This window comes from Methanococcoides sp. NM1 (assembly GCF_900774285.1).
GTDB lineage: Archaea > Halobacteriota > Methanosarcinia > Methanosarcinales > Methanosarcinaceae > Methanococcoides > Methanococcoides vulcani.
Genome location: NZ_CAAGTW010000001.1, coordinates 346,471 through 371,956, shown reverse-complemented (window position 1 = coordinate 371,956; position 25,486 = coordinate 346,471). Strand labels below are relative to the sequence as shown.

Sequence of the window (25,486 nt, the reverse complement as noted above, 5' to 3'; positions counted from 1 at the left end):
AAATATCAATCTGTTCGAATGTCAAGATACCAGATATTCATGCTTTCGATGTTACCTGAAATGTTGGTATTGTTCACAAGTCTCCCACAAAACTCATATCCGCATTTTGCAAACACAATGTTCATTCCATAAGAGCTGGCCCTTGCAATGGTATATGCAGTCCTGATCCCGCTTGCTTTCATCTCTTTGTCCATTTTTCTAAGCAAGTGAGACGATAAACCTTTTCCACGGAATTCAGGTAATGTTGCAAAATCGGTCATTTCTACACTTGAGTGATCATAGTCTATTTCAGCAGAAGAAAGTGCAACCACATTATCATCTTTGAAAACGCCGAAATATACCACATTGTCTTCTATTGTCTTTAACAGATAATCGGGATCATGTATGGGAAAAGGATAGGTATCGAACGTCTTCTGGTATACGTCAGCCATCTGTTCAATATCCCGCTTCTCGCATTTCCTTATGGTAAATTCAGATGGAAGGGTGGAATGCAGACCTTTTTCTTTTGACAGGGCTGTCTTTATGACATCCTCATGCATTTCATTCAGGGAGTTAATGCTTCTCTTGTCATCAAGGAATTTGCTCATGATGACCGCAGCTTCTTTCCCATCATAATATAGTGGGATTGATGCTTCACAAAGATAGTTATGATTACAAAGGAGTTCTTTGAAAGATTCTGGGACCTTTGTGAAGATCTTGGAATATTTTTCCTTTTCTGCAAGAGCATCCATTTCATCCAGAAGTGAAGGCATATCTGCGGGATCCAGCTTCATAAGATAGATCCGATCGTTATACCTTCCGTGCTGGATAATGGAGTTGCCTATTTTCTCAATGGAATCCATTAAGCCCTTCTCTCCATTCTCGCATTATCTTCAGGAACAAGACTTGTGGTATCATCATGATCCGCAAGCAGTTTAGCAATACCAATTCCCTTGTATTCTGTAGCATCGTCAAGTTTAAGCTGAAGACAGCAGTCATCGCATTTACGGTCACAATATACCTGATTATATGATTCAGGCTCCTTGTAGGTGGTAATAACACCTTCATAATTACGAAGGATAACACGGTTCGTTGACCATGAGATGATGTAATTTGGCATTACAGGTATCTTTCCCCCTCCGTGAGGGGCATCAATGACATAGGTCGGAACCGCAAACCCACTTGTATGACCGATAAGGTTCTCCATGATCTCTATTCCTTTCCCAATTGGAGTCCTGAAATGTGAAAGTCCTTCGGAAAGGTCACATTGATATAAATAGTACGGACGAACGCGGTTCTGAACCAGCTTATGGACCAACTTTTTTATGATCCTCTGGCAGTCATTCACGCCTGCAAGTAGTACCGTCTGGTTTCCAAGAGGGACTCCTGCATCTGCAAGCTTTTGAAGTGCTTTCCTAGAAGATGCTGTGATCTCCCGCGGGTGATTGAAATGTGTGTTTAACCAGACAGGATGATGCTTTTTCAAAACATCCACAAGTTCATCTGTTATACGATATGGAAGTACGACAGGCATTCTGCTGCCAATACGAATCACTTCTACATGAGGAATACTCCTTATTTCAGAAAGGATCCAATCAAGGTACTCATCAGATAGCATCAAAGGATCGCCACCTGAAAGCAACACGTCCCTTATTTGTGGGGTATTCCTGATATATTCGATACCTTTGAGGATCTTCTCCTTTCCTGGTATGCAATCAATGTCTCCAACCTTTCTTTTACGTGTGCAATGGCGGCAATACATCGAACAGACATTACTTATGTGGAAAAGTACTCTGTCAGGATATCTGTGAGTTATGCCTTCAACAGGACTATCTGTATCTTCCGAAAGAGGATCTTCAAGTTCCTCATCTGATACAGTTAGTTCTTCGGGTGAAGGAAACGCTTGGAGATAAATAGGATCGTTCCTGAAATCATCGGAATCTATCAGCGATAAATAGTAGGGTGTGATAGACAATGGGAATTTTTCCAGCGTTTCTTCGAGCTTCTCTTTTTCAGATGGATCAAAACTTATTCCGAGTAGTTTCTCGAAAGTTTCAATATCATGAATTGAATGTTTTAACTGCCAATTCCAATCTTTCCACTTATCCAGAAAGTCTTCAGAATCAATCATTGTTGCTATTTCTTTTTGTTGCTTACTGTATTTTTCCATCAAAATACCACGGCTAAGGTTTCGGCTTAAAAACAGTATCTATAATTTGACATCCAAAATTGGCACAAAAAAGCATATTGGACCTTAAATAACAGATACTTTTAGTCAGTTATCTTTGACTGTAGCCTATAAAATAAAATACACCTACACTATATGGTTGTACAGTTCATAACTTGAAGTTAACCTCTAATATATCTTTCCCCACTTTAACTTATACTATTATAGTACAATGGCTACAAGGTTTTTACAAATAAATCGAATTATTTAGAAAAATTTTGAACTGCAGAAGGCATCATTAAAACCGTGGAAGGGTTTTCAACCAGCAAAGTAAAACATCGGAGTTCCATCACTAAAAGCATTAAACAACTGAATCACAACGATTAATGTGAACCCAAATAGAGTTTGTTAAACAATAGGATTAACAATCTAAACAATGGTTCAATTGTTCAATTGTGCAAAAAAGAGTAAAACAAGCCTCGAGCGTGATTTGAACACGCGACCTAGTGATTACAAATCACTCGCTCTGCCGGGCTGAGCCATCGAGGCGCTATTGAAACGTACCCTAACAATGCATAATAACAAATAAATGTTATGGTTGAGTTTAGCATAGTAGAAACATCATGTGGCAGGAAATGGCAAAATACGGGAAAAAGCTGGTCGACCACGGGTTGGTCGAGTCCAATTTTGGGAACATCAGCGTGCGTATCGCGAACAAAATGATAATAACACGAAGTGGGGCAGCACTCGATGAGATCACCGATAACAGTGTAGTGGAAGTTCCGATCGAGGGAACATCGGAACTTGACCTTATTGCATCCACAGAGACCATCGTGCACCGTGCCATTTACAGGAACACGCCTGCGCTTGCTATCCTGCATGCACACTGTCCATATTCAGTGACCCAGACACTTATTGCGGATTCGGACAGCATTGTCCCTATTGACAGTGAAGGTATGCACTTCCTTCATGAGATACCCATTTTCAAGGGAATGATGGGGTCCGCCGAACTGGCAGAAGGGGCGGCAAAAGCATTATCCGACCACATGGGAGCGATCGCATACAGCCATGGCACCTTTGCGGTGGGCAAGACACTTGCTGATGCTTATGTGATCACAACGCAGATAGAACATTCCTGCAGGATCAAATATCTGGTCGATCTTGCAAAGAAGTGAAGAGCAAGGAAAAACCATAACAACTAATAAGAAAGAGCCTAATAAAGGAAAGTCCATGACCATTGATGCATTAAGACCAGCTGCCACAAGGATATTGAACCCGGTAGCCATAGCACTCGCAAACAGGAGAATATCACCAAATTCCCTGTCACTCGCTTCCCTTGGATTCGCAGTACTGGCAGGCATCTGCTTCTACTTCTCGGTCGAAAGGCCATTCTTTGCACTTGTAGCCATCCTTTTTGTCGGCCTCAATTCTTCCTTTGATGCACTGGACGGTGCAGTTGCAAGGTATCTCCGCACAGATAGCAAGAGAGGTGACTTCCTTGACCATGTCATCGACCGTTATTCCGATATATTCATCATCTGCGGAATGTTCTTCGGCGGGCATGTCCAGTGGCAGATCGGCACCATAACCATCATTCTGGTCTTGCTTGTAAGCTATCTCGGAACACAGGCACAAGCACTTGGAATTGGAAGATTCTACGGTGGTATCATGGGCAGGGCTGACAGACTTGTACTTATACTGCTTGCTTCAATAGCCTATTACATCTATAGCGAACCGGTCCTGGGATACACAATGATAGGCTGGTGTATTATCGTCATTGGACTTGGAAGCCATATAACAACGATACAAAGAATGGGCAGCATATGGAAGCGCCTCTAATTGTTTTGACCTTCTGACCCCGATTATTTTTGGAATAGTTTAAAGTAGAGCAAAGACCATTTTAAAAATATGCAGTTTCCTGACCTGAAATACGAATATCTTGAACACACGGCGGATGCAAAGTTCAAGGCCTATGGGAAAACAATGGAAGAGGCTTTTGAGAACGCAGCTGTTGCCATGTTCAACGTAATGATAAATACGTCAAAGGTTGACTGCAAACACACAGAGAATATAAAACTTACAGCGCCTGATATAGACGATCTCCTGGTGGACTGGCTCTCAGAACTTCTGTTCATCTTCGAAGTGGATTTCATAGCCTTCGGGGAGTTCGAAGTGGAGAGCATTACACAGGAAGATGGCGAATACACAATATCAGCATGCGCAAGCGGTGAAGAGATCGATCTTGAAAAACACGAGATCGATACCGAAGTCAAAGCTGTGACCTACAATGACCTGAAGGCAGAGGAAATTCCGGAAGGTTTCATGGTACAGGTAACGGTTGACACATGATCAAATCAGGGACCGTAATAGTTCAACATTACAGTGGGAGGGACACGCATGGAAGATGCAGGCAACATAAAGGAATCACTCAAAAGGATAGACGATAATATATGGGAGATCCCGATCGGATCAAAACCAGGAATGAACGTCCCTGGAAGGATATACCTCTCAGACAAGCTGATCCACAACCTCGAACCGGAAGCACTCGACCAGGTTGCAAACGTGGCAATGCTCCCCGGAATACAGAAATATTCCATGGCGATGCCGGATGTACACCTTGGGTACGGCTTCCCCATAGGAGGCGTTGCCGCCTTTGACGAGGAAGAAGGAGTTATCAGCCCTGGAGGAGTGGGGTTTGATATCAACTGCGGAGTGCGCCTTATTCGGTCTAACCTCACTGTTGAAGACGTCCGCCCGGTGATGAAAGAGCTCACCGAGAAACTTTTCCAGGCCGTGCCTGCAGGCGTAGGTTCCAAGAGCCGCATAAGGGCTTCTGAGAGTGAGCTGGATGATATTTTCCTGCATGGTTCCCGCTGGGCTGTTGAGAATGGATATGGTGTGGAGGCAGATCTCGAACACTGTGAAGGTGGCGGATGCATAAAAGGCGGGGATACAAGGCACATCAGCGCTAAGGCCCGCAAAAGAGGACGACCGCAGGCAGGAACCTTAGGCAGCGGCAATCACTTCCTTGAGGCACAGTATATCGATAAGATATACGACCGGGAAGTTGCTGACAGGTTCGGTCTGGAAGAAGGACAGGTAACCTTCATGATCCACTGCGGTTCACGAGGCACCGGCCACCAGATCTGCACCGATCACCTGCGCACCATCTCACAGGCTGCAAAGAAGTACAAGATCGCACTTCCTGACAAACAACTTGCATGTGCTCCGGCACAGTCCGATGAAGCACAGAACTACTTCAAGTCCATGATATGTGCTGCCAACTATGCATGGAACAACAGGCAGATCATCACCCACTGGACTAGGGAGATCATTTCAGAAGTATTCAGGTCCGACATCGATGAGCTCGGGCTCGACCTTGTCTATGACGTTGCACATAATGTGGCAAAACTGGAAGAACATAACGTGGATGGTAAGAAAAAGAACGTCTACGTCCACAGGAAAGGAGCTACAAGAGCATTCCCACCGGGACATAAGGACGTTCCACAGGCATACCGCGATGTCGGCCAGCCGGTATTGATACCGGGAAGTATGGGAACAGCTTCGTTCGTACTTCACGGAGCGGAAGCTTCAATGGACATATCTTTTGGAAGTGCATGCCATGGAGCGGGCAGGGTAATGAGCCGTGCCCATGCAAAGAAGGAATTCTACGGAGAAGATATCAAGAGCGATCTTGAGAAAAGCGGGATCATAGTCAGGGCTGCACATCCATCCATGATCGCAGAGGAAGCACCTGATGTTTACAAGTCCAGCAGTGATGTCGTCAACGTTGTACATGATCTTGGCATCGCAAGAAAGGTTGCCAGAATGATGCCCCTTGGCGTTGTTAAAGGCTGATCGGAGAGAATATTTATTAAGAATTGATCTGGCAGGATATTAGAACGACATAGCTTTGCTTAGAGTTGTCTAATGTTAAGAGAATTTAAGAGTACATTAAAGAAATGATCAGTAGAATTAAGAGAAGATTAACAGAAAGATATTAAGAAATAGTTATAAGAAAAACTACAAGAGAGTGAGGAAACGGCTTTGTTTGAGGGGATGAATGGTTTGCTTGATTACAGTCATTTACAACACAAACGTTTGCAAGCAATCTGTCCGCTTCCTCAAATAATAGATTGGCATAATAATATTTAAAGATGTTCGATATCATTTAAATATAAAAGAGGTTATGGCGATTTTATTGCACCGCCTTTTTCAATATCCAACCGTCAACCATTTTAAGTTCTATCCTTAATCTTGCGCCCATGGATAAAAAGGCGAAGATGATCAAAAAAGTTCGTATTATGGCTGACTACCAGTTCGGCAGGGGATGCGGAAACATTCTTTTTTCTGATGACGTGACCTTCCAGCTCTCAAGGACAAAACGTATCAGGCAGATCATGATCGATGGAAAGCGTATTGCAACAGCAAGAGCGAGGGATGGAATGCTCACACTTAGCATGGAAGCGGCTACAGCGATCCATGCACATGTCCCTGCACCAGCCTTAAGGGTGGCAGTATGCGATGATGCAGTACCTTTTGTTTCAAAGGGAAAGACCACATTCGCAAAACATGTGACATCCATAGACCCAGGTCTTCGAAGCGGTGATGAGGTCATCATTGTTGATGAGAACGATAAGGCCATTGCTACCGGACAGCTCCTGCTTTCACCCGATGAGGTAGAAGCACTTGATACAGGTGCTGCAGTAGATGTACGTTGCGGATGTGAGCAGTAAATCCTGCAGGTATCCAAAGGATCCTGTGGTAAGTACCTAACGTCAAAATATACATATAGCAACAGGTTAAATAAGCTGTGAACTTATATATCGCCTCAAATTCATCTCGTCGGAGAGTGAAATCATCGCAGAAGAGGAACTCTTTAAAACGTTTGTCATTCCGGACAATACAAAAATGGAAGAGCACAATATCGTGCTGGATGGAGACATCATAGTAGGGAACCATTCAGATGTACGATATGGCCTGATAGCTGATTCTGCGATCCTCGGAGAAAGGGTTGAGGTTTCCGGCGATATCAATGCCAGATCAGACATCAGGATCGACATCTGGTCCCACATTGGCGGAACTGTCAAAACCAAAGAGAACGCCTACATCGGAGAGTTCGTCTCCATTGACGGGAAACTTGTGGTAAAAGGTGACCTTGATATCGGCAACAATGTAAAGATCAGTGACGGATTCGAGGCAAAGGGATGGATCGTTGTAAGGAATCCGGTCCCTGTAATAGCATATCTTTTCCTGTACCTGACCGAACTTTTACGCATGGGCAAGGATGAAGAGGTTGAAAAGGCATTAAGTGAGATGTTCGACGAAGAAGTTGAGACCATCGGCACTGCTGCCATGATCATACCAAACGGCTCCAAGATATCCATCGATTCAATAAGAGTTCCTTCAAATGCTGTTATCGGAAGTGATTGCCGCCTTGTGGGAAATATTCGCGCCACTTCACTTGATCTGGCAAATGGCACTACGCTTTACGGAAGTATACGTACCATGAACACAGTGAACCTTGGTGAGAACAACACCATACACGGTAACATCGTTTCACGTGGAAATGTACACATCAATAAAGGTACACACGTCCTTGGAGAGATCAATGCCAATTCCATAAGGATACATGAAAGCGCACGTGTGGACGGTGTCATGAGAGCATCAGGCGGGATTATCTTCGAGCGTGAAAAAGAGGACGTCCTCAATGAGAAAGAACTGATGACACTCGATATTTGACGAACATAACTAATTCTGAGGTATTCTATGACCAAAGAGACTATCCTATCAAAAGATTACGAATCAATTGTAGAACAGGATGAAAAGTACGTAATGCAGACATACACACGCCAGCCCATCGCACTTGAGAGCGGGAAAGGCTCAGTTGTCCGCGACATCAACGGTAATGAGTTCATCGATTGTGTGGCAGGAATTGCCGTGAACAATGTGGGACACTGCCACCCTCGCGTCGTAGAGGCGATCAGTAAACAGGCGGAGAAGCTCATACACGTATCAAATCTTTATTATACCGATGTGCAGGCAAACCTTGCCGAGGAACTTGTCAGTATTACCGGCATGGGCCGTGCATTCTTCTGTAACTCCGGTACCGAAGCCGTTGAGGCTGCAATGAAACTGGCAAGGGTCACAACAGGAAAGACCGAGTTCATCGCAGCGGAACACTCATTCCACGGCCGAACCATGGGCTCCCTCACAGTAACACACAAATCCATTTACCGGACACCATTTGAACCTCTTATACAGGGGGAAAAGTTCGTTGCCTACAATGATGCACAGGCGATCAGGGATGCAATAACAGAAGACACTGCAGCACTCATTGTCGAACCCATACAAGGAGAAGGTGGTATCAATGTCCCATCTGATGAGTACCTCAAAGAGGTACGTGAGATCTGTGATGAAAACGACATGCTCCTGATATTCGACGAGGTCCAGACCGGTTTTGGCAGGACGGGAAAGTGGTTCTGTAAAGACCATTCAAAGGTAGTTCCTGACATTATGACCATGGCAAAGGCAATAGGTGGAGGATTCCCAATGGGTGCTATTGTGGCACGTGATGGCGTATCCTTTGGAAAGAGCCAGCACGCTGCAACCTTCGGAGGCGGACCACTGGCATGTGCTGCATCTCTTGCATCCATCAATGTGATCAGGGACGAAGGTCTTGTAGAACGCTCGGCACAGATGGGGGAGTACTTCATGAACAAACTCAGGTCACTTGAACTCGACAACATCATGGAAGTTCGCGGACGCGGTCTAATGATCGGCGTGGAGATCAACAAGCCCTGTACAGACATCGTGGATCTCGCAAGGGAAAATGGAGTGCTCCTTAACTGCACATCCGAGAAAGTCATCCGTATCGCACCTCCTCTTGTGATCACCAAAGAACAGATCGACATGGTGGTGGATGTGCTTGCCCAGATATGAACTGATAAAAGAAGAGATTGCATCAATTGCAAAATATGTCCCCGGCAAATCAATTGATGATATTGTAAAAGCATACGGACTGGACCCTGCGTCAATCATCAAACTCGGTTCGAACGAGAACCCACTGGGACCGTCACCAAAAGCAGTGGAAGCACTCGTAAAAGATGCACAGGGGATCAGCGTTTATCCTTCAGCCGATGCACGTGAGCTCGTGGAAGCGATATCCGAATACACCGGCATACCTGCAGATCATATTGTGGCTTCAGGTCCCGGTATGGACGGACTTCTGGACGGACTCACAAGACTTGTCATAAGCCGTGGAGATGAGGTCATTCTTACAACACCGACGTTCTCCTACTACGAGATATCCGCACGTGCAAACGGAGCAGTTCCTGTTTACGTACAGCGTGAAGAGGATTTCTCAGTGGACGTTGAAAAAGTACTCGATGCTATCACACCACGGACAAAGATCATCTTCCTGTGTTCACCCAACAACCCTTCAGGTAATGTAGTACCGGAAGAGGATATACTACGAATCGCAGAAGCCACTGAAGCCCTTGTATTCGTTGATGAAGCATACGTGGAATTTTCTGACAAGAATATCGCACACCTTGTTCCAAAATATGACAACATCATTGTCGGAAGGACATTTTCAAAAGCATTTGGCCTTGCCGGCATGAGGATCGGATACGGCATGCTTCCAATATGGCTCAAGGAAGAATACATGAAGATAGCAACTCCATTCAATGTAAGCTCCGCAGCAGTCGCTGCAGGGGTTGCTGCACTTTCAGATACCGACCACCTCAACAAAAGCATTGAGCTGGCACGTACGGGCAAGAAATATCTTCAGGATAACATCTCGTTCAAAGTATATGACACCCAGGCAAACTTTGTCCTTGTTGACGTAGCTCCGCACAAGGCACGTGATGTTACCACAGAATTGCTCAAAAAAGGGATCATTGTGCGTGACTGTACTTCCTTTGCCAATGCAGGAGATTCACTTATACGTATTACCATTGGAACAGAAGAGCAGAACAAAAAGGTCGTGGAAGGTTTCGCTTCCATCTGACCCCTTTCCCATTAGACTGACTAAAAAAGCGGTCAGTAGACCTTATCTATTTTCATTAACGGGTAATCCAGCTCTTTATTGAACTCCATTGAGACATGAGCTCTTACGGACCCGTATTTTACATCGATCTGGACATTGAGCATACGACCTTCCAATTCACAGTAACCGAACTCATCATTAAGCTTTGAACGTACCATATCCCTGTCGATAGAAACGGTGATCTGCTCCACACAAGGCTGCACGGAGATACTCTGTGCAATAGCAGTCTCAAGACTTTCCACCGTCTTCAGGCTCACAGGAGAGCCGGTGAACTGATGATACAAAGCTCCAAGTTTGATTCCAGCTTCAAAAAATACGTTATCCCTTTCGGTTATTGTGTTTTCGGCCATATGTTACCTACCATGATCATTACTGCAACGAAATTGACCTGAAAATATAAAGCCAATACGGTTACCTGAAACCCATGAAAGCAATAGTTATCCTCAGGCCTTCTTTACAGTCACCCAGAAAACACTTCCTTTTCCTTTAGGGTTGTCCTCAACTCCCACTTCGCCACCATGAAGGTCAATTATCCTTTTGACAATAGCAAGACCCAGACCTGTACCTTTCACAGCAGCCTTAGTAGCACGTTTGAACCTCTCGAACACGAAAGGCTTGTCCTCATCAGCAACTCCTTCTCCAAAATCAGTTACCGTTATCTTCCACTCATCGCCATTATCCAGGATGTCAATAATGACCCTGCTTTCCTCAGGACTGTATTTTATCGCATTTGAAAGCAGGTTCACAAAAACCTCTTCCAACACCGGACTTATCTTTGCATTGTATTTTCCGGCTGCATTGTTCTCAAGAATGATATGTTTACTAGCAAACTGACTATTGAGAACCTGTATTGCAAGCCTCAGAACAGCAGCAACATTCAGTTCTTTGAATTCCAGCTCACTGATAGATTCCAGTCTTGAAAGCTTGGAAGCCGATTCGATCATATCAATAAGCTTTCCATTATTTCTTTTAATGGTACGGAGCTTTTCAGTGGTATCCGGATCGAACTCCCTTTTAAGCAAGATCTCCACAAATCCTTTAACCAGACCTGCAGGATTCAGCAGGTCATGACGTATAATGTCAGTGAAGAGATCTTTAAGCTCATTTGAATGTTCCAGTTCCCGTGCATATTCCTGAAGATTCGATTCTGCCTTCTTTCTAATCGTTATGTCCCGGTAACTGCAGACATGTCCCTTGACTTCACCATCAGTAATAACAGGAAAAAGATGGTACTCAAAGATGCGACCGTCCCTGAAATAAAGGACATCGGAATCATATTCCATCAAAGTCGAAAATCTGCGGACCTTTGAAAGGATATGATCAGCATTTTCCAGTTGAGGTACACCATATTTTACAAATGCATCAACATAGTTCTTCCCAGTGTCTGCATCATCAGGAATATTCCAGATCTCTCTGAATTTGTTGTTCACTACCCGGATAGTCCCGTCGTTATCAAAAAAGGAGATACCATCATCAGTAGATTCCAAGACGTTCCTTAGAAGGGTCTCATTCTCTTTGATCAGGTCCTCTGTACCATGGTGCCCGGCTATTTCTTCCTTGCACCTTTCTTTAAGACAAGATCCCAGCGAATCTACACCAAGCTCATCTTTCACATCAGATTCACCATTTACAGTAATAGAAGGCCTCCCTGAAACCCAATATGAACAATTGTACCCCACAATAATTCAATAGATAATATATAAGCAGGCAATATATAAGGCTACCTAAGGATAAACCAGACAATCGGAGATTATCAAATTAGCTCATAAATCCTCCCATTCTAATTTGATGAGATTTACCTCACACATAATTTGCAAATGAGTTAGTTTCTTTAACCTCATTTTGCAAATTTGTAGCTACAAGCAATTGATATGCAACGAAATTCATAATTGAATACAGTTTCTTACTGCTATTTTTCATTCCTCTGATGTCGAACTTTACAGTCCACTTAATATGATTGTGTACTCGTTCACATTCACTCCTATGCGAATAATCTTCATCGAATCCATCATCTTCGATGTTCTTGTTTCGCAAGTGTATCCCTACCTGTTTTTCTCTTCCATTTTCATAGAGGAAATGAAGTTTTCCTTCATATTTCATATGAATGGATCCACCAAGTTCCCACATTTTATTAACCCAGTGATTAATTCGTTCCATCGTCCCCTCATATTGAACTTTAGAATCAGAAGAGTATGCAATCACTGGTTTTGCATTCAACTTATACCAGATATCTGCATGATTCCTGAATGAATCATAACCTCCATCCAATGCATAAGTGTCAATATCAGCCCTCATTTCTACCAATGCATCAATATGTTTCTTCAATTCAGGAGAATCATGAGAAACTCCTTTTGTATGTGTCATGTAGATTGGAAGTGTTCCAATCATGGTGATGTGAGCTTTGTCCATCTTACAATTATAATACGGATTGTAATCCGCATACTTGTCATATCTTGATGCTTCAAGTGGAGTTGAATCTGTTTTTGCATCTCTTATCTTTGTATTTTTGGAGATATTCTTTCCAATTTTGAACATTACTTCATCGAGTCCAGCTTCTCCAAGCCTGTATTTTACGAAATGATGAAGTGTTGCAGGGGATGGGAGATTCATAATGCCGTTATTGTCTTCAAAAGACAGAAGCTGCGCTTCTTCTTTTGTTAAGGTAGATATTGTTTTCTCAAATGAGAGGTTCCTAAAACATTTCACAACGATGAGCTTTATCATTGACGAAATCTTATACCTAAAGTGCCAGTCCTTATCGGCATAATAGCTACTTTCAACATAAGAAGCAATGTCATCAATATCTAAGAAATACAAAAATTGGCATATTGATACGTTATCTGTGTTCAAATAGTTAGCAATTGAATCTTTGGTACAGATTCCGCCCGAAACATCGCAATAATATTTCATGGGCTGGCACATTTTCTGCCATATAAATGTAATGCATAAGCTATGCTCAGAGTGGTGCCAGTAGTCTTGAAAAAAGAGTTACGCTTTTAAAGCGAAAAGCTAATTTGATGATCTCAATCGAAAATCAAGAAGAAGCTCATCTGCTCCTCAGACCAACCTCATCATCGATCTCTTCTGCGATCTTTTCCAGCTCATCGAATATTCTTTCAGAATCTTTTCTCATTTCACAGACAGCAGTTTTAAGGCTCCCGCCACGAAGATATAGCATTTTTTTCCTTCGATAGACAAGACCCGAACCCATAAGGTTGCGAAGGTGATGATTTACCCTGGATAAACTTATATCCAAGGATCTTGCAAGCATTTCAGAAGTAACTCCTTCATCACGAGCCAGATTTGAAAGCAGGTCCATGACAATCTTTTTGGAAATATCTTCGACATCCCTACCTGAGGAAAGCCCAAAACTATCACAAAACCAATGAATGTCTTTCTCGAGGTCCTTTTCTACAGGTTTTTCGATATTGATAAGGATGATCTGACGAGCCATCAAAAATACATTGTTTTCAAAACATATATACCTTTTTACTTTTGTACATATCATGTCGATAAAATGAATATGAAAACTATAAAATATAGTTTAATTTGCAATTTGTACACAACGTTTAAATACCAAGATAGATAATTTGAAGTGTTAAATCATGCAGTTCACAAATATGACCGGTTGTGACCTGAAAGTACAATTATGCCATCAAGTAAGTAAGGGGGTATGCTTCAAGATGCAATTGGGTCATTGTTGAGTACGCGCATGTAATCCATATATTGATCACATGAAGTAGAACAAACCATTACATGACCATAACATAAGGAGGTTCAAATGGATCTAAACCGTTTTACACAGAAAGCACAGGAAGCCGTCCAGAGATCATTCACTATTTCTGCAAGGTACTACAACCAGCAGACAGATAGTGAGCATCTGTTCCTTGCATTAATGGAACAGGATGACGGCCTTGTTCCTACACTTCTTAATAACATGGGTTCTGACACACAGGCAATTGTCCGAAAGCTCGAGGAGCATTTATCCGGACTACCACAGGTAACAGGCCCGGGAAGCGAGCAGGCTTACGTAAGCCAGTCATACAACAGGATACTCGATACTACTGACAAGGAAGCTCGCTCCATGAACGATGAATATGTCAGTGTTGAGCACCTGCTCATTGCATTACTAAAAGAGAAAGGAAGCCCCAGCTATCGTATACTTGAAGAGGTAGGGGTCACACTTGAAGCTGCTTTACAGGCAATAAAAGAACTAAGGGGGAACCGTCGCATTACAAGTGAAAATCCCGAAGACACCATGGAACCGCTCAAGAAATACGGTATTGACTTTACCGAACTTGCTGCACAGGGAAAACTTGACCCTGTGATCGGAAGGGACCAGGAGATAAGACACACTATCGAGATCCTTTCCAGACGCAGGAAGAACAACCCGGTCCTCATCGGAGAAGCCGGGGTCGGAAAGACCGCAATTGTTGAAGGTCTTGCACTACGTATTGCAAAACGGGATGTTCCCGATGCCATGAAGGATAAGAAGATCATCGCACTGGACATGGGTTCGCTGATCGCAGGAGCAAAGTTCAGGGGAGAGTTCGAGGAACGTCTCAAGGCGGTCCTAAAGGAAGTTGCGGACTCAGAAGGACAGATAATCCTCTTTATCGATGAGCTGCACACCATCGTAGGTGCAGGCGCCACTGAAGGCGCCATGGATGCAGGCAACCTGCTAAAACCGATGCTTGCGAGAGGGGAACTGCACTGTATCGGTGCCACGACCCTTGATGAGTATCGCAAGTACATTGAGAAGGATGCGGCTCTTGAGAGGCGTTTCCTGCCCGTGCGGGTCGACCAGCCGGATGTTGAGAATACGATATCCATCCTTAGAGGATTGAAAGAAAGATATGAGGTCCACCACGGAGTCAGGCTTAAGGATACTGCCCTTGTGGCAGCAGCAGTTCTCAGCGACCGTTACATCTCAGACAGGTTCCTGCCGGACAAGGCTATCGATCTTGTGGATGAAGCCGCTGCAAAGGTCAGGACATCCATAGACAGCAAACCGCCGGAACTGGACGAAGCCGACAGGAAGATCCTGCAACTGGAGATCGAGCGCGAAGCACTCAAAAAAGAGAAGGATGCGGCTTCAAAGGAAAGGCTTGCAGACCTTGAGAAAGAGCTTGCGGACATTCGTGCCGAATCCGATGCCATGCGTGCAAAATGGCAGGGAGAAAAGGACATCATCGCAAACCTGAGTTCCTTGAAGCAGCAGATCGAAGAGATCAAGATCCAGCTTGAGCTGGCAGAGAACAACGGAGACTTCGAACAGGCATCTAAGCTGAAATACGGCACCCTGGCACCTCTTGAACACCAGTATAATGAGGAAGAGGCAAAGCTTCAGGAGCAACAGGAAGATATGCTTCTGAAAGAAGAGGTTGGCGAAGAGGATATCGCACAGGTGGTCAGCCAGTGGACGAACATCCCGATCACGAAGCTCATGGAAGGAGAACGTGAGAAGCTCACCCACCTGGAAGACAAGCTCCATGAGAGGTTGATAGGACAGGATGAAACAGTAAAGGCAGTTTCTGACGCGGTCATCCGCGCCTATGCAGGCATCAAGGACCCCAAGAGACCTATTGGAAGCTTCATCTTCCTCGGACCTACCGGCGTGGGTAAGACAGAGCTTGCCAAGGCACTTGCAACTGAGCTCTTCGATGATGAGAACAACATGATACGCATCGACATGTCCGAGTACATGGAAAAGCACACCGTTTCAAGGCTGATCGGTGCACCACCTGGCTACATCGGTCACGAGGAAGGCGGGCAGCTTACCGAAGCAGTACGCAGGAGACCATATTCCGTAGTCCTGTTCGATGAGATCGAAAAGGCCCACCATGATGTGCTCAATGTCATGCTCCAGATACTCGATGACGGACGCCTGACAGATTCACACGGAAGGACGGTGAACTTCAAGAACACGTTGATCATCATGACATCGAACATCTGCGTGGACTACGCCATCTCAAAGCTTGAGAAGGGTGAAGACTACGCCAGTATGCAGGAGATGGCACAGAACGAGCTGACCAAACACTTCAGACCGGAGTTCATCAACCGTATCGATGAGCTGGCGATCTTCAGGCCACTGACAAAGGACCAGCTTATACAGATCGTGGATATCAAAGTAGCAGACCTTGTACACAGGCTTAAGGACAAGAGGATCGACCTTGAGATCACCGATGGTGCAAAGCATTATCTTGGAGATGCAGGATACAGTGAGTCTTTCGGAGCACGTCCGCTAAAGCGTGTCATTCAGAACGAGGTCGAGACAGCAGTTGCAAAACTGATCGTTGAAGGCAAAGCTCCCGAAGGATGTACGATCATTGTGGATGCGAACGAACGCGGTATAACTGTTGAAGTAGCCATTCAGGCTGAAGAATCAGACATTTAAGGGGGCTGACAACCCCATTTCGATTTTAGCTTCCCACTTAAGCCCCATCAGTCCTCATAATACTTCCTTGGAATCCTCATTATCGGAGATTCAAGATAAAGTAGTAGAAGCAGGAACATTGCTGTTGAGAATATTGGAAGATATGCAGGCAATACAATGTAAGATGCTATGGGTAAAATGAATACGATGGCTACAAAAGCCATTGATTTTGGACCCCTCAACTTAGGATAAGGATACTCACTTACCATAAGGAAAGAGAGCAACAGCATAATTGCAATAACTCCGTAGAACTGGACATACCTGTCTGCCATGAGCAGATAGGAAGCGATCACTACAGCAGATGCGGTTATAGGCAGACCTTCAAAATCAGGGATGGTTTTCTGTTTTGTGTTGAACCTTGCAAGGCGGATTATTCCACAGAACAGATAGAAGCATGCTCCAATGGCCATTATATAAGGATGAGAATACCCATAGATAAAATATAAGGCTGCAGCAGGTGCAACGCCAAAGGAGATAGCATCTGCAAGGGAATCCAGATACTCACCGATAGCACTGTTAGGAAGCCTGCGTGCCAGGAAACCATCCATGCCATCAGCAATAGCTGCGAAAAGAATGAATATAAAAGCAAGGTCAGTATGCCCGGAGCATGCACTGAAGATCGCCATCATGCCGAAAAGAGCATTTCCAAGTGTCACAAGATCCGGGACCCGGAGGGTTTTGAACATCATTGTTATTTCCTCTTGAATCCTTTTTCTTTTGCAATTATGGTTACCCCTGCATACACACGATCACCGACCTTGCATGATATCTCAAAATCAGAAGGAATGGTCACATCGACACGGGAACCGAAGCGTATCATCCCGATCTTTTGTCCGCTAGCCACCTTGTCCCCCACCTGCAAATATGACACAATTCTGCGCACCAGGACACCAGCGATCTGGGTCACTTTCACATCCCCGTGGCTGCTTTCAATAACTGTGATCGTACGCTCGTTCCTTTCGGAATCCTTATTGAAAGCTGGTATATGCCCTCCTTTTTTATGGGTTATGCTACGAATGGTTCCGGAGATAGGGGCACGGTTGACATGAACATTGTGAACGTTCATGAAAACGCAGACCTTGCCATTGCTCACATCTATAACCTTACCATCAGCGGCAGAGAACAGACAATGGTCACATATCTTTGTTGTCCTTTCAGGGTCCCTGAAGAACCAGATCATAAAGACAAATAGAGCAAGACCAAGATATGACAGGTAACGAAGTAATGCGAGACCTGTAAGATAGGATGCTATTGTGCTTGCCAGAGCAAAAAAGCCCAGAACGGCGATCCATGAGGTAGAATCTTTAGCTAACATTTCAGAGGTCCTTAGCTTTTCCGTACTATTTCCCTGATCTGCTTAGTTGTCATTTGCCACAATCCATCGATCATGTCAAGAAGTTCAGGCAATATTCGCATCACAACGTAAGCGATCACAAAGAGTGCAATGGCTGAACCGATCTTTGCGATCACATGATGGGCGATCTCAAAACTTTCAGCACCGAACCACTGGTCACCATAGGCCACTATCACAAAGGCATCCCTTACGATGTTCAGCATATATATTACAGGCACAGAGACCATGAAAGCTGACATGAGCCTTTTGAAAGGCGCATTGATGGAGATGATCAATCCCGTGAATAGGGCAATGCTTTCGATTGCAGTACATGCAAGTATGATCTGTACAGTATAACCGTTATAGGTGATCTTATGCCATGTTGACTCTACATTATAACCCAGGAAGCCAAGCAAACCGGCTGTAGCATTGGTCACATTAGATATGAGCCACTGGTTCAGAGAAGGAATGTTCGCGAAAGGGAAGTAGAACAACGAACCTATTGCCGTTGCGCTCGTAACCATAAGAATAACATTCGTATTCTGGCTCAGTCCGGATGTTGAAGGTTCCCTGTACTCCCGAATCATATTATGTGCCATGAAAAGGCAGAAGGCAGCAATTGCCAGGGTCAGTACTACATTGAAATAGTCATGGATCTCAATATAATGGAGCGGCTGGTATGCCCAATGGAGAGAAAAGAATATCCACCCCACCCCGCCTGAGAGGAACTTTATGCCTCTTGTTGCAGGTATGACCGAGGATAATACCATCAGGGCAACTGCGATCCATATTACGTTTTCTATCATTATCAAACACCTTTATCACAGGTATCATATATAGTATCTTGCTAATTGTATTAAGGTTTTGTTCAAATGACAGTTCCCACCACTCCCCTGCTCACAGTTGATGCCGTAATCATCTTAAATGGTAAGATTATACTGATAAAGAGGAAGAATCCCCCTTTCAAAAACAGATTTGCACTACCAGGTGGTTTCGTGGAGATAGGCGAGACGACCGAAGCTGCGGCAATTCGGGAAGCATATGAAGAGACCGGACTATTTATCGATCTTGTCAAATTGATAGGAGTATATTCAGAGCCTTCGCGCGATCCGAGAGGACATACCGTATCTGTATGTTACCTTGCGATCGGCCACGGCAAACCAAAAGCCGCCACTGACGCAGCTGAAGTAGCCCCGTTCGACCTGAAGGAGCTACCGGACATAGCTTTCGACCACCGAAAAATGATTGACGACGCAGGAGATGATATTAATGGAATTCTGTCCAAAATGTAAGAGCATGATGACCCCTATGGAAGGCTCATTGAAATGTAAAAAATGCGGGTACGTAAAAGAGAAGGAAACAAAACCTGAACTTGTATCAAGATCGAACCGTGAAGAAAGAGAAGTTACGGTACTTGAAGGCGATATTGATGAAGGACTCCCGACAACTACAGCAAGATGCTCTGAATGTGGGAACAACATAGCATACTGGTGGCTAAGACAGCTAAGGTCTGCTGATGAATCCGAGACCAGGTTCTTCAAGTGTACCAAATGCAGCTTCACATGGCGTGAATACGACTGAAGATATGTGCGCGAAGAACAGTGAAAGCATATATACTGTAAATGATATAAAGAAGTTGAAATCGAAACTATTTGGCGGAGAAACAACATGTTCAAGGCGACAATTGATGCATATCTTCTAAAAGATTCAATCGAAACACTATCTGTACTCGTGGATGAAGCAAGATTCAGGATATCACCGGAAGGAATCGCGGTTCGGGCAGTAGACCCTGCAAACGTTGCAATGGTCAGCTTTGACCTGACAACAGATGCATTTGAGGATTTCAGTGGAGACGACTGCGAATTGGGATTGGACCTCTCAAGAGTAACTGACATACTTGCAGTTGCAGACAGGGATGACAAGGTCCACATGGAACTTGATGAAGATGCAAAGAAACTGATGATCCAGATCGGTGGTTTCTCATACACCCTTTCATTACTGGACCCGTCAACTATCCGTGCAGAACCAAGGATCCCACAGCTCGAGCTTCCAGCTGAAATCGTCCTCAACGGCAAGGACCTACAGAAGGCTGTCAAAGCTGCAGAGAAGATAAGTGACCACATGCTACTTGGCGTTGAGGGAGAGAACTTCTTCATGGAAGCCGAAGGCGATACTGACCGTGTGAAACTCACAATGTCACGCGACCAGTTAATCGATATCAAGGCAAATGATACACGTTCACTGTTCTCACTGGACTACCTGTCAGATATAATCAAACCTGCCTCAAAATCCAATGAAGTTACATTACACATTGGAAAAGACTTCCCGATAAAGATCAACTTCTCCATTGCTAACGGAGCCGGTACTATCGGATATCTCCTGGCACCAAGGATCGAATCTGACTAAAATGGACAGTAGATATCTCGCCTTATATCCTTTTGTATCCGAGGCATCCGAATATGTCGGCGGCCTCGGTTTTTCACCAGAGAAACTCCTATTCTCCCGTGCACTTGACTCTGCCCGCCAGAGGGGAAAGGAACGTGTAATACAGTCGCTGACAGGAGAGATCGAAAAGCCGTCACCTTCAGGTTCGGAAGAAGGAAAGATCCTCACCGAACTTTTGTCCTACCCTTTTGCAAGGATACTGGTATCCTGTATCGACGACCAGTTCCTGACAAGAAAATATGCACTTGCAGAAGCAAAAGCTGCATACAGGCTTCTTAAGACGCAGCAACCGGAATTCCTGCAGGAACTTGGTCTTGATTTCCAGATCAATGCCGAGACCTACGAAAATATGGAATCCCACGATATCCTTTTTGACCTTCATTTTACGGATTACATCAAACTTGCAACTACCTTAAAGGACCTGAACTGGAAACTGGTCAACAGGAAAATGAAAGCAGGCCATGTGAGGATCAGCAAGGAAGAGTTCGCCCGCTTGCTGCAGGAAGCCATACGTTCACGCATACAGAATGCCCTTCCACTTTCAGTCCCTGAAGAGATCAGCGAAGCATGCACACCATACCTTGCAGAGATCAATGAGACCCTTGAGGAGAAAAAATCCGATTTTGGCGTTGGAGAGTTCCAGAAAGTGGAAAGTGAACTGTTCCCCCCATGTATCGTGCAGGCTATTGCAAATGTAAGGGCAGGAGTGAACCTTGCCCATTCAATGAGATTTGCAATGACATCGTTCCTGTTGAACATTGGAATGACCGTGGACGAGGTCGTAGCTATGTTCAATGTATCTCCTGACTTTGACGAGGAGAAGACAAGATACCAGATACAGCATATTGCTGGCTCTTCGGGTACCACCTACAAGCCGCCCTCCTGTAACACGATGCGAACATACGGCAACTGCTACAACCCGGATGAGATATGCAAGAACACAAAACATCCTTTAGGTTATTACAGCAGAAGAATGTGGTTAAAGAACAAAATGGAAAAAGAAAAGGAAAAGAAGGCTTGAAGACCTTCCATTTGATCTTTAATTAGTTTCTGCTTATCTTATGCTTTATTTTCGACCATATTTGCGGCACTGTTCCACAAAACTGTCCACAGGGAAAGAACCTGGATGCGCATGCATATAACTTGCCAGTGAATTATGCTCTGTGATACCATCCTTGCCATTCATGATGCCTTTTCCACGTGACATTTCATAGATAAGTCTTGAATCACTGTCACATTCTGTGAGCGAGTAGTGGAACTCATGTCCCCTGACAGGTCCTTTTATGAACTTACCCTTTGCAACACCTTCAGTGTATCCCAGTGCCTGAAGTCTCTTTGTAAGGACCGTCTCTGCAGGGAAAAGGTCTGCCATCCTATAAACAACGTCCTCGATCTCATAGGAACTACAGAGATATTGCAAGCCTCCGCATTCACCGTAGATCGGCATGCCATCCGCTGAGAGGTCTTTGAGCTTCTTGGTCGTCCTGGACTTTTCAAGTTCGGCGATGTTAAGCTCAGGATATCCGCCACCAAAGTACATACCATCAACTTCAGGGAGATCACCATCAAGCGGACTGAAGAACTCGATCTTTGCACCACATTTCATGAACATGTCGAACATTTCTTCATAATAGAAACAAAATGCACTGTCACGGGCAACACCAATGGTCACCTCTGACATATTACCAACACACCTTTCATCTTCGACCTCAGGCTTCTTTGGCTCGGAAGCAAGGGAGAGGATCTCATCGATATCGATATTTTCCTCAATGAACTCTGCAAGCTTGCCAACATCATAATCCTGTTCTGAGGCCATGTGCAGACCAAGATGCCTTGAAGGAACCTTTATATCGTTGTTCCTTGGAACAGTTCCCACAACAGGAATATCCGGAAGCACATCCTTGATCATCTGGGCATGACGAGGGCTACCCACCCTGTTCAGGATAACACCGGCAATGTTCACATCCTTGTCGAACTCGGTGAAGCCTTTGACTATGGCTGCTGCACTTCTGGACATGCCGTGCACGTTCACTACCAGAATAACAGGGATATTAAGGGATTTAGCAACATGGGCTGAACTGGCGATCTCCGTTGAGTTCATACCATCGTAAAGACCCATTACGCCTTCGATGACAGAGATGTCAGCATCCTTATAGCTGTTATCAACAGTTCTGCGAACACCATCAACACCCATCATGAATGTATCCAGATTTCTTGAGGACCTGCCACAGATAGCAGTATGATGAGTAGGATCTATGTAATCAGGACCAACCTTGTAAGGCTGGACTTTCATATTCCTTTTCGTAAGGGCGGCCATAATACCCATGGCAACAGTGGTTTTGCCTACGCCACTATGCGTTCCTGCAATTAGGACCGATCGTTTCATGACACTAATTGTGTTGGTTTTATATATATCCATTACTATTCCTGTTCATAACTTAATCCATTCTAGTGTATACGAACATGAAAACTTCAAATGATCTTCTTACAGACAAGTTCGGCCGAACGGTCAGAAGTCTTCGGATATCACTTACCAACCGTTGCAACCTTGACTGCATCTATTGTCACAGTGAAGGAGATGAAGGCAGCAGAAATGAGATGACGGTTGGAATGATATCCGACATAGTGAACACCGCGGCAAAGTTCGGCGTCAATAAGGTCAAGTTCTCAGGCGGGGAGCCTCTTGTCAGGAAAGATTTCGAGGAGATCCTCAGGGCATTGCCGGAACTTAAGGATGTATCAGTGACAACCAACGGCGTTCTCCTGAAGGACCGGGCCTACAGTCTTAAAGAAGCGGGTTTGGACCGCGTTAATGTCAGTCTTGACACCCTTGATCCTGAGAAATATGCTTATATCACACATGGAAAAACGGAAACCCTGAATGATGTACTTGAGGGAATAAACGCAGCCATAGATGCTGGCCTGACCCCTGTGAAGATCAATATGGTACTTCTCAAAGGCATCAATGAAAATGAGATCGACGATATGCTGGAGTTCGTCAGAGGTCACAAGGGTGACCTTGTGTTACAAATTATACAGGTCATGGACTTCAGGGACGGTGCACAATACAACCTGGATGCTGAAGAGATCGAGAGAAAGCTTGAAAGGCGTGCAGATGAAATTAAGATGCGCAAAATGCATCACCGTAAAAGCTATATTATCGACGGGGCAGAAGTGGAGTTCGTACGACCTATTGACAATGCGGAATTCTGTGCTAATTGCAACAGGCTCAGGATAACTGCGGATGGTAAGTTAAAACCCTGCCTTCTTGTCAATGATAATCTAATAGATTTATCTAATGCTGATCCGGAGGATTTCCCCGAGCTTCTGAGAGCATCTATCGAACGTAGAATACCTTTTTACACGGACTCTAAAGAAAGAACGATCATTGAGAAAAGAACGATCATCGGAGATAAATAAAATGGAAGTAGAGCTTACAGTTGACGGTAATGATATCGAGATCAACCATTTCGTACAGAATATACTTGGAGCAATGGCAAGCTCTTCTGTAGAGACACTTCACGATGTCGATGCGGACTGGAAGGACCTCACCATCAAACTGAAAAAATAAATCTAACAATTTTCATCGGTCAGAGATATCAAACCATCAGACCAGATGTTCTATATCTGAGAACTTTATCGGAGATGTCGCATCCAGCGAGATAGGTGTCACAGATATGTGACCGTTCTCAATGGCGTTGACATCAGTACCCTCTTCTGCTTCATGGATCAGGTCACCTGTGATCCAGTAATATGACGTTCCTCGGGGATCATGCCGCTCTTCCACGTCAGTCTTGAAGAACTTGCGTGCAAGCCTTGTTATTTCCACTTCACAACCATCTTCTGCAAAATGTGGGATGTTAATGTTCAAAAGGTCCACATTCTCAGGAAGCCCTTCCTTCAACACTTTTTTTGCCACCCTGTTCACAAACTTCACACCTACATCGAAGTCATGCTGGAAATCCCTGAGATCATCGAACTTAAGGCCTTCTTCCTTTACCTGGATGGAGGCTGCAATAGCAGGAACACCATAACTTGCACCTTCAAGTGCAGCACCGATAGTGCCCGATGTTGTGATCGTATCAGTGCTTATGTTCTCCCCTATATTGAATCCGGAAAGAATGAGATCCGGCAATTCTTTCATAATTGTAAAAATTCCAAGTATTACGGAATCCGTAGGAGTCCCGCCCACTGCATTTACTTCTATGCCCTCTATAACTGTACGATTAATGCGCAGTGGCTCAAATATGGAGATAGAGCGTCCCACACCACTTTGCTGCATAGCAGGTGCTGAAACTGTGACATCACCCAGATCGGATACACTTCTATAGGCCGCCCTGATACCGGCAGCGTAGACACCGTCATCATTGGTGAGCAGTATTCGTGTTGACATTGGTGCTTTCTTTGTTCTCTGTAGTATTATAGTTAATGGAACAAAAAGAGATTAAAAAGTAAAAAATAGTGATGGAGTGTGGACCTAAGAAAAATGGATCAGGGATCAATACCAACAGATAGATCGTATACAAATGGAAGATTTAACGTGGCAACTGTTCAGATACTCCTTCTGACCTTACCCTGTTATAAGGAACATTAAAGCTGTTACCAAGGGATCCGACAAACTGTCCGCCATTGGCCTCAAGTTCCATTTCAGGAATTGCTCCCTCAACCTCAGGTTCATCGAGTATCGGATCGCAGAGGTATATCTGCAGGTCCCCGGCTGCATCCAGAAAAACGGATGGGCGGACACCGGTACTATCATACTCCTCTACTGCGCCCCTGAAGACCAGTGACATATATTTGGCTGCCTGCATTGTCATCATCTTTCCCTAAGGTATAATACATAGTTTCTATGGACATGCATATATTCAGCGTGTCCATGATATTTGTAGAAAGAACGAAAATGTATACACGTCGGAACACAACCCGATCGAGATGATCGCAAATAACAGGACCTATAGCCACAATCGAAATAGAGGAATGGGAAGAGCACATATTAGCGCTCAAAATGAGAAATTTATTTAAACTATCGAACAATACGTGGTAGAACACATTATACGTACTACATATATTGCATAC

The 25,486-nt window shown here is 44.4% G+C and carries 27 protein-coding genes and 1 tRNA gene; 15 read left to right on the top strand and 13 right to left on the bottom strand.

Translation table 11 applies throughout. From position 1 onward, the window contains the following. Positions 1 to 5: 5 nt before the first annotated feature. The 3 genes from ablB to E7X56_RS01835 form a co-directional block, all read right to left on the bottom strand. Positions 6 to 842 (bottom strand): putative beta-lysine N-acetyltransferase, encoded by an 837-nt coding sequence (gene ablB / locus E7X56_RS01845; RefSeq protein ID WP_135604256.1) that lies wholly within the window; start codon positions 840 to 842, stop codon positions 6 to 8. Next, positions 842 to 2,149, bottom strand: coding sequence for a lysine 2,3-aminomutase (gene ablA / locus E7X56_RS01840; protein WP_135604254.1), 1,308 nt, complete (start codon positions 2,147 to 2,149; stop codon positions 842 to 844). The genes ablB and ablA overlap by 1 nt, the downstream gene beginning before the upstream one ends. Before the next feature lie 472 nt (positions 2,150 to 2,621). Continuing rightward, positions 2,622 to 2,695 (bottom strand) — tRNA-Thr (locus E7X56_RS01835). Between the two features lie 86 nt (positions 2,696 to 2,781). Here E7X56_RS01835 and E7X56_RS01830 point away from each other — a divergent pair. From E7X56_RS01830 to hisC, 8 genes are all read left to right on the top strand, one after another. After that, positions 2,782 to 3,321 carry an aldolase gene (locus tag E7X56_RS01830; RefSeq protein WP_371413334.1) on the top strand — a complete coding sequence of 180 codons (540 nt, stop codon included), beginning with the start codon at positions 2,782 to 2,784 and terminating at the stop codon, positions 3,319 to 3,321. Continuing rightward, entirely contained in the window at positions 3,308 to 3,985 is a 678-nt protein-coding gene (locus E7X56_RS01825) for a CDP-alcohol phosphatidyltransferase family protein (protein ID WP_371413333.1), read from the top strand. The genes E7X56_RS01830 and E7X56_RS01825 overlap by 14 nt, the downstream gene beginning before the upstream one ends. A gap of 69 nt (positions 3,986 to 4,054) precedes the next feature. Beyond that, positions 4,055 to 4,495 (top strand): archease, encoded by a 441-nt coding sequence (locus tag E7X56_RS01820; RefSeq protein ID WP_135604250.1) that lies wholly within the window; start codon positions 4,055 to 4,057, stop codon positions 4,493 to 4,495. Positions 4,496 to 4,543: 48 nt separating this feature from the next. Beyond that, entirely contained in the window at positions 4,544 to 6,004 is a 1,461-nt protein-coding gene (locus E7X56_RS01815) for an RtcB family protein (protein ID WP_135604248.1), read from the top strand. Positions 6,005 to 6,411: 407 nt separating this feature from the next. Further along, a complete protein-coding gene (locus tag E7X56_RS01810; protein WP_135604246.1) occupies positions 6,412 to 6,882 on the top strand; it encodes a PUA domain-containing protein in 471 nt (156 codons plus the stop codon). Between the two features lie 175 nt (positions 6,883 to 7,057). Continuing rightward, positions 7,058 to 7,888 (top strand): polymer-forming cytoskeletal protein, encoded by an 831-nt coding sequence (locus E7X56_RS01805; RefSeq protein ID WP_135604244.1) that lies wholly within the window; start codon positions 7,058 to 7,060, stop codon positions 7,886 to 7,888. Positions 7,889 to 7,915: 27 nt separating this feature from the next. Next, complete coding sequence (locus tag E7X56_RS01800; protein ID WP_135604242.1) at positions 7,916 to 9,088, top strand: acetylornithine transaminase; 1,173 nt, start codon at positions 7,916 to 7,918, stop codon at positions 9,086 to 9,088. Continuing rightward, positions 9,075 to 10,157, top strand: coding sequence for a histidinol-phosphate transaminase (hisC, locus tag E7X56_RS01795; protein ID WP_135604240.1), 1,083 nt, complete (start codon positions 9,075 to 9,077; stop codon positions 10,155 to 10,157). Before E7X56_RS01800 ends, hisC begins: the two co-directional genes overlap by 14 nt. A gap of 32 nt (positions 10,158 to 10,189) precedes the next feature. Here hisC and E7X56_RS01790 read toward each other — a convergent pair whose 3' ends face one another. From E7X56_RS01790 to E7X56_RS01775, 4 genes are all read right to left on the bottom strand, one after another. Then, on the bottom strand, positions 10,190 to 10,546 hold the full coding sequence (locus tag E7X56_RS01790) for a dihydroneopterin aldolase family protein (RefSeq protein WP_091689567.1): 357 nt from the start codon (positions 10,544 to 10,546) through the stop codon (positions 10,190 to 10,192). A gap of 93 nt (positions 10,547 to 10,639) precedes the next feature. After that, positions 10,640 to 11,809 (bottom strand): PAS domain-containing sensor histidine kinase, encoded by a 1,170-nt coding sequence (locus tag E7X56_RS01785; protein ID WP_167879249.1) that lies wholly within the window; start codon positions 11,807 to 11,809, stop codon positions 10,640 to 10,642. A 187-nt stretch (positions 11,810 to 11,996) separates the two neighbouring features. Beyond that, entirely contained in the window at positions 11,997 to 13,118 is a 1,122-nt protein-coding gene (locus tag E7X56_RS01780; protein ID WP_135604238.1) for a transposase, read from the bottom strand. Positions 13,119 to 13,242: 124 nt separating this feature from the next. Next, complete coding sequence (locus E7X56_RS01775) at positions 13,243 to 13,650, bottom strand: helix-turn-helix domain-containing protein (protein ID WP_091689565.1); 408 nt, start codon at positions 13,648 to 13,650, stop codon at positions 13,243 to 13,245. 327 nt (positions 13,651 to 13,977) lie between these two features. Here E7X56_RS01775 and clpB point away from each other — a divergent pair, with 327 nt between their 5' ends. Continuing rightward, positions 13,978 to 16,593: an ATP-dependent chaperone ClpB gene (clpB, locus tag E7X56_RS01770; protein WP_135604236.1), complete on the top strand. Its 2,616-nt coding sequence runs from the start codon at positions 13,978 to 13,980 to the stop codon at positions 16,591 to 16,593. 47 nt (positions 16,594 to 16,640) lie between these two features. Here clpB and E7X56_RS01765 read toward each other — a convergent pair whose 3' ends face one another. The 3 genes from E7X56_RS01765 to artA are packed head-to-tail and all read right to left on the bottom strand — an operon-like array spanning position 16,641 to position 18,771. Continuing rightward, on the bottom strand, positions 16,641 to 17,321 hold the full coding sequence (locus E7X56_RS01765; RefSeq protein WP_135604234.1) for an archaetidylserine synthase: 681 nt from the start codon (positions 17,319 to 17,321) through the stop codon (positions 16,641 to 16,643). A 2-nt stretch (positions 17,322 to 17,323) separates the two neighbouring features. Next, on the bottom strand, positions 17,324 to 17,947 hold the full coding sequence (locus tag E7X56_RS01760) for a phosphatidylserine decarboxylase (protein ID WP_135604232.1): 624 nt from the start codon (positions 17,945 to 17,947) through the stop codon (positions 17,324 to 17,326). Positions 17,948 to 17,958: 11 nt separating this feature from the next. Then, complete coding sequence (gene artA, locus E7X56_RS01755) at positions 17,959 to 18,771, bottom strand: archaeosortase A (RefSeq protein WP_135604229.1); 813 nt, start codon at positions 18,769 to 18,771, stop codon at positions 17,959 to 17,961. Positions 18,772 to 18,837: 66 nt separating this feature from the next. Here artA and E7X56_RS01750 point away from each other — a divergent pair, with 66 nt between their 5' ends. The 4 genes from E7X56_RS01750 to priL all read left to right on the top strand — a co-directional run bounded on the left by E7X56_RS01750 (position 18,838) and on the right by priL (position 21,431). Beyond that, positions 18,838 to 19,257, top strand: a complete 420-nt coding sequence (locus E7X56_RS01750) for an NUDIX hydrolase (protein WP_135604227.1) — start codon at positions 18,838 to 18,840, stop codon at positions 19,255 to 19,257. Continuing rightward, a complete protein-coding gene (locus E7X56_RS01745; protein ID WP_135604225.1) occupies positions 19,235 to 19,546 on the top strand; it encodes a transcription factor S in 312 nt (103 codons plus the stop codon). Before E7X56_RS01750 ends, E7X56_RS01745 begins: the two co-directional genes overlap by 23 nt. An 87-nt stretch (positions 19,547 to 19,633) precedes the next feature. Then, the gene (locus E7X56_RS01740; protein WP_135604223.1) at positions 19,634 to 20,371 is read left to right on the top strand and encodes a DNA polymerase sliding clamp; all 738 of its coding nucleotides are present in this window, start codon (positions 19,634 to 19,636) and stop codon (positions 20,369 to 20,371) included. 1 nt (position 20,372) lies between these two features. Next, positions 20,373 to 21,431, top strand: coding sequence for a DNA primase regulatory subunit PriL (gene priL, locus E7X56_RS01735; protein WP_135604221.1), 1,059 nt, complete (start codon positions 20,373 to 20,375; stop codon positions 21,429 to 21,431). Between the two features lie 45 nt (positions 21,432 to 21,476). On the opposite strand, the gene E7X56_RS01730 is transcribed toward priL, so the two are convergent. Further along, positions 21,477 to 22,796 carry a cobyrinate a,c-diamide synthase gene (locus E7X56_RS01730; protein WP_135604219.1) on the bottom strand — a complete coding sequence of 440 codons (1,320 nt, stop codon included), beginning with the start codon at positions 22,794 to 22,796 and terminating at the stop codon, positions 21,477 to 21,479. 77 nt (positions 22,797 to 22,873) lie between these two features. On the opposite strand from E7X56_RS01730, the gene moaA reads away from it, so the two are divergent. Both moaA and E7X56_RS11685 read left to right on the top strand, forming a co-directional pair. Continuing rightward, positions 22,874 to 23,830, top strand: coding sequence for a GTP 3',8-cyclase MoaA (moaA, locus tag E7X56_RS01725; protein ID WP_135604217.1), 957 nt, complete (start codon positions 22,874 to 22,876; stop codon positions 23,828 to 23,830). Position 23,831: 1 nt separating this feature from the next. Then, positions 23,832 to 23,981 carry a hypothetical protein gene (locus E7X56_RS11685; protein WP_167879421.1) on the top strand — a complete coding sequence of 50 codons (150 nt, stop codon included), beginning with the start codon at positions 23,832 to 23,834 and terminating at the stop codon, positions 23,979 to 23,981. 36 nt (positions 23,982 to 24,017) lie between these two features. Here the strand turns inward: E7X56_RS11685 and surE are convergent, their stop codons facing one another. After that, the gene (gene surE, locus E7X56_RS01720; RefSeq protein WP_135604215.1) at positions 24,018 to 24,803 is read right to left on the bottom strand and encodes a 5'/3'-nucleotidase SurE; all 786 of its coding nucleotides are present in this window, start codon (positions 24,801 to 24,803) and stop codon (positions 24,018 to 24,020) included. A gap of 142 nt (positions 24,804 to 24,945) precedes the next feature. Beyond that, positions 24,946 to 25,227 carry a hypothetical protein gene (locus E7X56_RS01715; RefSeq protein WP_244603360.1) on the bottom strand — a complete coding sequence of 94 codons (282 nt, stop codon included), beginning with the start codon at positions 25,225 to 25,227 and terminating at the stop codon, positions 24,946 to 24,948. Between the last annotated feature and the right edge of the window lie 259 nt (positions 25,228 to 25,486).